This window comes from Inquilinus sp. 2KB_23, assembly GCF_052115705.1.
Taxonomy (GTDB): Bacteria; Pseudomonadota; Alphaproteobacteria; order DSM-16000; family Inquilinaceae; genus Inquilinus; species Inquilinus ginsengisoli_A.
Genome location: NZ_JBFRHF010000040.1, coordinates 34,192 through 40,660, shown reverse-complemented (window position 1 = coordinate 40,660; position 6,469 = coordinate 34,192). Strand labels below are relative to the sequence as shown.

Sequence of the window (6,469 nt, the reverse complement as noted above, 5' to 3'; positions counted from 1 at the left end):
TCGCCCCCCGTCCGGCCATGGCCTCGGCGGCCCGCCCGGCGGCGGCGCCGCAGCCGGTGCCCGAGCCGCAGCCCGTCGCCGCGCCGGATGCCGGTCGCAAGCGCCTGGGCCTGTTCCGTCGCGTGACTGGCCTGCTGCGCGAGGAGGAGCCGGCGCCGGAACTGCACCACGCCCAGCCGACCCTGCGTCAGGAGCCGGCGACGCGCGTCGACCCGCCGCGGGCCCCGGCCCCGGTGGCCGAAGCGCCGCGTCCGGTGGCACAGCAGCGACTGGCGATCGATGCCGGCCGCGCGCCGCTGCCGCGCAGCGACGAGGACGCGTTGGACATCCCGGCCTTCCTGCGCCGCCAGGCGAACTGACGGGCCGACCCTGAACCACCCCACCGGTCGCTTGCTCCCCTTGCGGCCGGTGGGGATGTCATGCCCTGCTTTTGATCCTCAAGCCGCCCGTGCCCCACGGGCGGCCTTTCTTTTGGGCCGCCGCACATGAAGGCCGACGCGTAACAGTCCGAAACAAAGTGTGATTTTTGCTTGCGTGCCCGCCGGGCTAGGGTTCGAACGTCCCGAAAGGGAAGCCCAATCAGCACTTTGTCCCACGAAGTGCATGTACGCGAAGCGAAGGACATCCCATCGTGGCTCATCTCTCGGCGGAATCGGGTGCGGCGACGCAGAAGACGCTGAAGACCGCGATCAAGTGCACCGGCGTCGGCCTGCATGGCGGGCAGGACGTGACCATGGTGCTGCGCCCCGGTGAGGTGAACACCGGCATCGTCTTCGTGCGCACCGATCTGCCCCAGGGCCGCCGCAGCATCACGGCGCGCTGGGACAAGGTCACCGACACCCGGCTGTGCACCCTGATCAGCGGCGCCCAAGGCATCTCGGTCGGCACCATCGAACACCTGATGGCCGCGCTGCGCGGCTGCGGCGTCGACAATGCGGTGGTCGAGCTGAACGGCCCGGAAGTGCCGATCATGGACGGCAGCGCCGCGCCCTTCGTGTTCCTGATCGAATGCGCCGGGCTGGTCAGCCAGGCGGCGCTGCGCCGCAGCATCCGCGTGCTGCGCCCGATCGAGGTCACCGCCGAGGACCGCTGGGCCCGGCTGACCCCGTCGGCCAGCGCGACCTTCAGCTTCGAGATCGACTTCCCGAGCCGGGCGATCGCCCATCAGGAAGGCCTGGTCCGGCTGTCGAACGGCAACTTCAAGACCGAGATCGCCCGCGCCCGCACCTTCGGCTTCGTCCAGGAGGTCGAGGCGCTGCGCCGCCACGGCCTCGCCCGCGGCGGGTCGCTGGAGAACGCGATCGTGGTCAATGGCGACCGGGTGATGAACGCCGAGGGCCTGCGCTACGAGGACGAGTTCGTGCGCCACAAGATCCTCGATTCGATCGGCGACCTCTATCTCGCCGGCGCCCCGATCCTCGGCCACTTCCATGGCTACAAGGCCGGCCACGCGCTGAACAACCAGCTGCTGCGGGCCCTGTTCGCCGACGACACCGCCTGGTGCTACGACACCAGCTTCGGTGCTGAAACCACGGCGGAGCCTTGGGTTCGCCCGGCGCCGGCCGCCGTCCTGCACACCGCCAACGCGGCCTGATCCGATCCTTTGATCGTCGCCATCGCCCCCCGTCGCATCGCGTCGAGGGGCGATGCGCATTTCACCCCCTGGAGAGGCGTCTCGCCATCCGCGTGCCGGGTGGGTATATAGGGGCCCGGACGGACAGAACCGAAGGCGATGATCGAGTGAACAAGCGTCTGCAGTTTCGCCACGTGGTGCGGATCGGGCTCGTCCTGCCGGCCGTTCTTCTCGCTGCCTGCGGCGGCAGCTCGTCGGACAAGGCGGCGCCGGCCGCCGACCAGCCGCCCGAGACCCTCTATTCCGAGGCGCAGCAGGCCTTCGACGACAGCGACTACAAGGCCGCGTCGACGCGCTTCGACGAGGTCGAGCGCCAGCATCCCTACTCCAGCTGGGCGACCAAGGCCCAGCTGATGTCGGCCTATTCCAGCTACAAGCGCGGCGACTACGACGGCGCGACCGTGGCGCTGGACCGCTTCATCAGCCTGCATCCGGGCAGCGAGGAGCTGTCCTACGCCTACTACCTCAAGGCGCTGTGCTATTACGACCGGATCTCGGACGTCGAGCGCGACCAGCGCATCACCCAGCTGGCGACCCAGTCGCTGAACGACGTCATCACCCGCTTCCCGGACAGCGACTACGCCCGTGATTCGAAGCTGAAGCTGGACCTGACCTACGACCAGCTCGCCGGCAAGGACATGTCGATCGGCCGCTTCTACCTGAAGCGCGGCGACTACAACGCGGCGATCAACCGGTTCCGCAGCGTGGTCAAGAACTGGCAGACCACCAGCCAGGTGCCGGAGGCGCTGGAGCGCCTGGTCGAGGCCTATGTCGCGCTCGGCCTGCCCGACGAGGCGCGGCATGTCGCGGCGGTGCTCGGCTACAACTACCCGGGCGACCCCTGGTACCAGGACGCCTACGCGCTCTTGGAGTCCAACGGCGTCCGCCCGCCGGACGACAAGGACCTGTTCGACCGCACCCTCGGCTCGATATTCTGATCCCATGCTAGCCGGGCTTTCGATCAGGAATGTGGTTCTGATCGAACAGCTTTCGCTTGGCTTCGCCGAGGGGCTGTCGGCCCTGACCGGCGAGACCGGCGCGGGCAAGTCGATCCTGCTCGACGCGCTGGGCCTCGCCCTCGGCGGCCGCAGCGATGCCGGCCTGGTGCGGCACGGCGCCGACACCGCGACCGTCAGCGCCGACTTCCAGCTGGATGACGGCCACCCGGTCAAGGCGCTGCTGGCCGAGCAGGACCTGCCGATCGACGACATGCTGGTGCTGCGGCGCAGCGTCGGCGCCGACGGCCGCAGCCGCGCCTATGTCAACGACCAGCCGGTCTCGATCGGCCTGCTGCGCCAGATCGGCGCCGGGCTGGTCGAGGTGCATGGCCAGTTCGAGACCCAGGGGCTGCTCGACCCCAAGACCCATCGCGCGGTGCTCGACACCTATGCCGGGGCCGAGACGCTGGCCACGGCCTGCGCCGCCGCCTGGGACCTCTGGCGCGCCGCCCAGCGGCGGCAGGAGGAGGCGCTGGCCGAGGCCGAGCGCGCCCAGGCCGAGGAGGGCTTCCTGCGCCATTCGGTCGAGGAGCTGGAATCGCTGGGGCCGGAAGCGGGCGAGGAGGCACAGCTGGCCGAGCGCCGCGCCCTGCTGCAGCACCGCGAGAAGGTGATGGAGGGCGTCGCCACGGCGCTGTCCGAGCTGTCAGGCGACCGCGGCGCCGAACGGGCGCTGGTGGCGGCGCAGCGGTCGCTGCAGCGCATCGCCGACCGCGCCGGCGGGCGCCTGGACCCGATCCTGGACCAGATCGGCCGCGCTGCCGACGAGGCGGCGGACGCCGCGGCCGCGATCGAACGCTTCTCCGCCGACATCGACCTCGACGCCGGCGAGCTGGAGCGGCTGGAGGACCGGCTGTACGCGCTGCGCACGCTGGCCCGCAAGCATGGGGTGGAGGCCGAGGCCCTGCCCGAGCTGCGCCGGCAGTTCGCCGAACGGCTGGCCCTGGTCGAGGACCGCGCCGCGGTGCTGGCGCGGCTGGCCACCGCGGCGGCCGAGGCCCGCGCCGCCTATGTCGGGGCGGCGGAGGCGCTGGCCAAGGCCCGGCGCAAGGCCGCGTCCAGGTTGGACGCGGCGGTGGCGAAGGAACTGCCGCCGCTGAAGATGGAGCGGGCCCGCTTCGTCACCGCGATCGAGGCGCTGCCGGAGGCCGATTGGGGACCCGCCGGCCTCGACCGCGTCGCCTTCCTGGTGGCGGCCAACCCCGGCAGCCCGCCGGGGCCGATCGGCAAGATCGCCTCGGGCGGCGAACTCGCCCGTTTCATGCTGGCGATCAAGGTGGTGCTGGTGCATCACCGCGGCACGCCCGGCGCCCTGCCGTCGATGATCTTCGACGAGGTCGATGCCGGCATCGGCGGCGCCGTGGCCGACGCGGTGGGCGAAAGGCTGAAGCGGCTGGGCCAGCAGGTCCAGGTCCTGGTCGTCACCCACAGCCCGCAGGTGGCGGCCCGCGCCGACCATCACTGGCGGGTGCAGAAGGCCGACCGGTCCGGCGCCGTGGTCACCGATGTGGTGCCGCTGGCGGCCGAAGACCGGCGCGAGGAGATCGCCCGCATGCTGTCCGGGGCGAAGATCACGGCGGAAGCCCGCGCGGCGGCAGACAGCCTGCTCGCCGCCAGGTCCTGACGGCCGGCGCATCGATCCTCATGGCGAATTGGGCGGCAAACGTTAGAATTCCCGCGCGATTCAGCGGAATCGCACGAGGGAGGCGGGAATGACCGATCAGAACCTGCGCGGCCGGCCGGTCGACGCGCTGACGCCGGAGGAGGCCGCGGCCGAGCTGGCGGCGCTGGCCCAGGAGATCGCAGGCCACGACATCGCCTACCACCAGCACGACGCGCCGACCGTCTCGGACGGCGAATACGACGCGCTGCGCCGGCGCAATGCCGAGATCGAGGCGCAGTACCCGGAGCTGATCCGCCCGGACGGGCCGTCGGCCAAGGTCGGCGCGGCGCCGGGCACCGGTTTCAAGAAGGTCCGCCACGCCATCCCGATGCTGTCGCTGGGCAACGCCTTCGCGCCGGAGGATGTGCACGACTTCCTGGCCTCGGTCCGCTCCTTCATCAAGGAGCTGCGCGACGATCCGGAGATCCCGGTCGCGATCATGGCTGAGCCCAAGATCGACGGCCTGTCCTGCTCGCTGCGCTACGAGAAGGGGCGGCTGGTCCAGGCCGCCACCCGCGGCGACGGCAGCGAGGGCGAGGACGTCACCGCCAACGTCAAGACCATCGACGACGTGCCGCAGAAGCTGAAGGGCACCGCCCCCGACGTGCTGGAGATCCGCGGCGAGGTCTATATGGACCGCAGCGACTTCGCCGCCCTGAACGCCCGCCGGGCCGAGGCGGGCGAACCGATCTTCGCCAACCCGCGCAACGCCGCCGCCGGATCGCTGCGCCAGCTCGACCCCAGCATCACCGCGTCGCGGCCGCTGCGCTTCTTCGGCTATGCCTGGGGTGAGGTGTCGGAGCCGCTGGGCAAGACCATCGTCGAGATCCGCAAGCGCGTCGCCGCCTGGGGCTTCCGCCTGAACGAGCCGTCGCGGCTGTGCCACGGCGCCGAGGAGCTGCTGGCCTATTACGACGAGATCGGCGCGCTCAGGGCCGAACTGCCCTTCGACATCGACGGCGTGGTCTACAAGGTCGACCGGATCGACTGGCAGGAGCGGCTGGGCTTCGTCAGCCGGGCGCCGCGCTGGGCCACCGCGCACAAATTCCCGGCGGAACAGGCACAGACCATCCTGAAGGCGATCGACATCCAGGTCGGCCGCACCGGGTCGCTGACCCCGGTGGCGCGGCTGGAGCCGATCACGGTCGGCGGCGTCGTCGTCTCCAACGCCACGCTGCACAACGAGGACGAGATCCGGCGCAAGGATGTCCGCATCGGCGACACCGTGGTGGTGCAGCGCGCCGGCGACGTGATCCCGCAGATCGTCCGCGTGATCCTGGAGCGCCGCCCCGAAGGGGCGATCGAGTATGTCTTCCCCGAGACCTGCCCGGAATGCGGCAGCCTGGCGGTGCGGGAGGAGGGCGGGGTGATCCGCCGCTGCACCGGCGGGCTGATCTGTCCGGCCCAGGCGGTGGAGCGGCTGCGCCACTTCGTGTCGCGCAACGCCTTCGACATCGAGGGGCTGGGCGACAAGCACATCCGCGCCTTCCACGCCGACGGCATGATCAGGACCCCGGCCGACATCTTCCGGCTGGAGACGCGCGACAAGGAGAGCCTGACGCCGCTGCGCAACCGCGAAGGCTGGGGGCCGAAGAGCGCGCAGAAGCTGTTCGAGGCGATCGAGACCCGGCGCACCATCCCGCTCGACCGCTTCATCTACGCGCTGGGCATTCGCCAGGTCGGCGAGGCCACGGCCAAGCTGCTGGCCCGGCACTATGGCAGCCTGGACGCCTGGCGCGCCGGGATGGAGACGGCGCAGGACCGTGAGAGCGAGGCCTATCGCGACCTGATCGCGATCGACCAGATCGGCGCCTCGGTGGCCGACGACCTGCTGGCCTTCTTCGCCGAGGAGCACAACCGGGTCGTGCTCGACGACCTGATGGCGCAGCTCAAGGTCGAGGATTTCGTGCGGCCGCGCGCGGTCGCCAGCGCGGTGGCCGGCAAGACGGTGGTCTTCACCGGCACGCTGGAGACCCTGACCCGGCCGGAGGCGAAGGCCCGGGCGGAATCCCTCGGCGCCAAGGTCGCCGGCTCGGTCTCCGGCAAGACCGACTACCTCGTGGTCGGCGCCGACGCCGGCTCCAAGGCGGCCAAGGCGCGCGAGCTGGGGGTCACCACGCTGACCGAGCAGGAATGGCTGGGCCTGATCGGCGGGGCGGGGTAGGCGCTTCCCGC

At 71.0% G+C, this 6,469-nt stretch carries 4 protein-coding genes and 1 pseudogene; all 5 read left to right on the top strand.

Features of this window, described 5'->3' with window-relative positions; genetic code table 11:
- A pseudogene (locus AB4112_RS33865) lies at nt 1-359 on the top strand (cell division protein FtsZ); the annotation flags it as partial.
- 272 nt (nt 360-631) lie between these two features.
- Entirely contained in the window at nt 632-1,594 is a 963-nt protein-coding gene (gene lpxC / locus AB4112_RS33860) for a UDP-3-O-acyl-N-acetylglucosamine deacetylase (RefSeq protein WP_309791946.1), read from the top strand.
- A 146-nt stretch (nt 1,595-1,740) separates the two neighbouring features.
- Entirely contained in the window at nt 1,741-2,571 is an 831-nt protein-coding gene (locus AB4112_RS33855; protein WP_441726567.1) for an outer membrane protein assembly factor BamD, read from the top strand.
- Between the two features lie 4 nt (nt 2,572-2,575).
- The gene (recN, locus tag AB4112_RS33850; protein WP_441726564.1) at nt 2,576-4,255 is read left to right on the top strand and encodes a DNA repair protein RecN; all 1,680 of its coding nucleotides are present in this window, start codon (nt 2,576-2,578) and stop codon (nt 4,253-4,255) included.
- Between the two features lie 88 nt (nt 4,256-4,343).
- Nucleotides 4,344-6,458 (top strand): NAD-dependent DNA ligase LigA, encoded by a 2,115-nt coding sequence (gene ligA, locus AB4112_RS33845; protein ID WP_309791950.1) that lies wholly within the window; start codon nt 4,344-4,346, stop codon nt 6,456-6,458.
- Nucleotides 6,459-6,469 lie beyond the last annotated feature (11 nt).

What these genes read in the sequence shown, in the direction of transcription:
- recN (WP_441726564.1), top strand. Translation starts at nt 2,576, where the DNA reads ATGCTAGCCGGGCTTTCGATCAGGAATGTGGTTCTGATCGAACAGCTT.
- ligA (WP_309791950.1), top strand. Translation starts at nt 4,344, where the DNA reads ATGACCGATCAGAACCTGCGCGGCCGGCCGGTCGACGCGCTGACGCCG.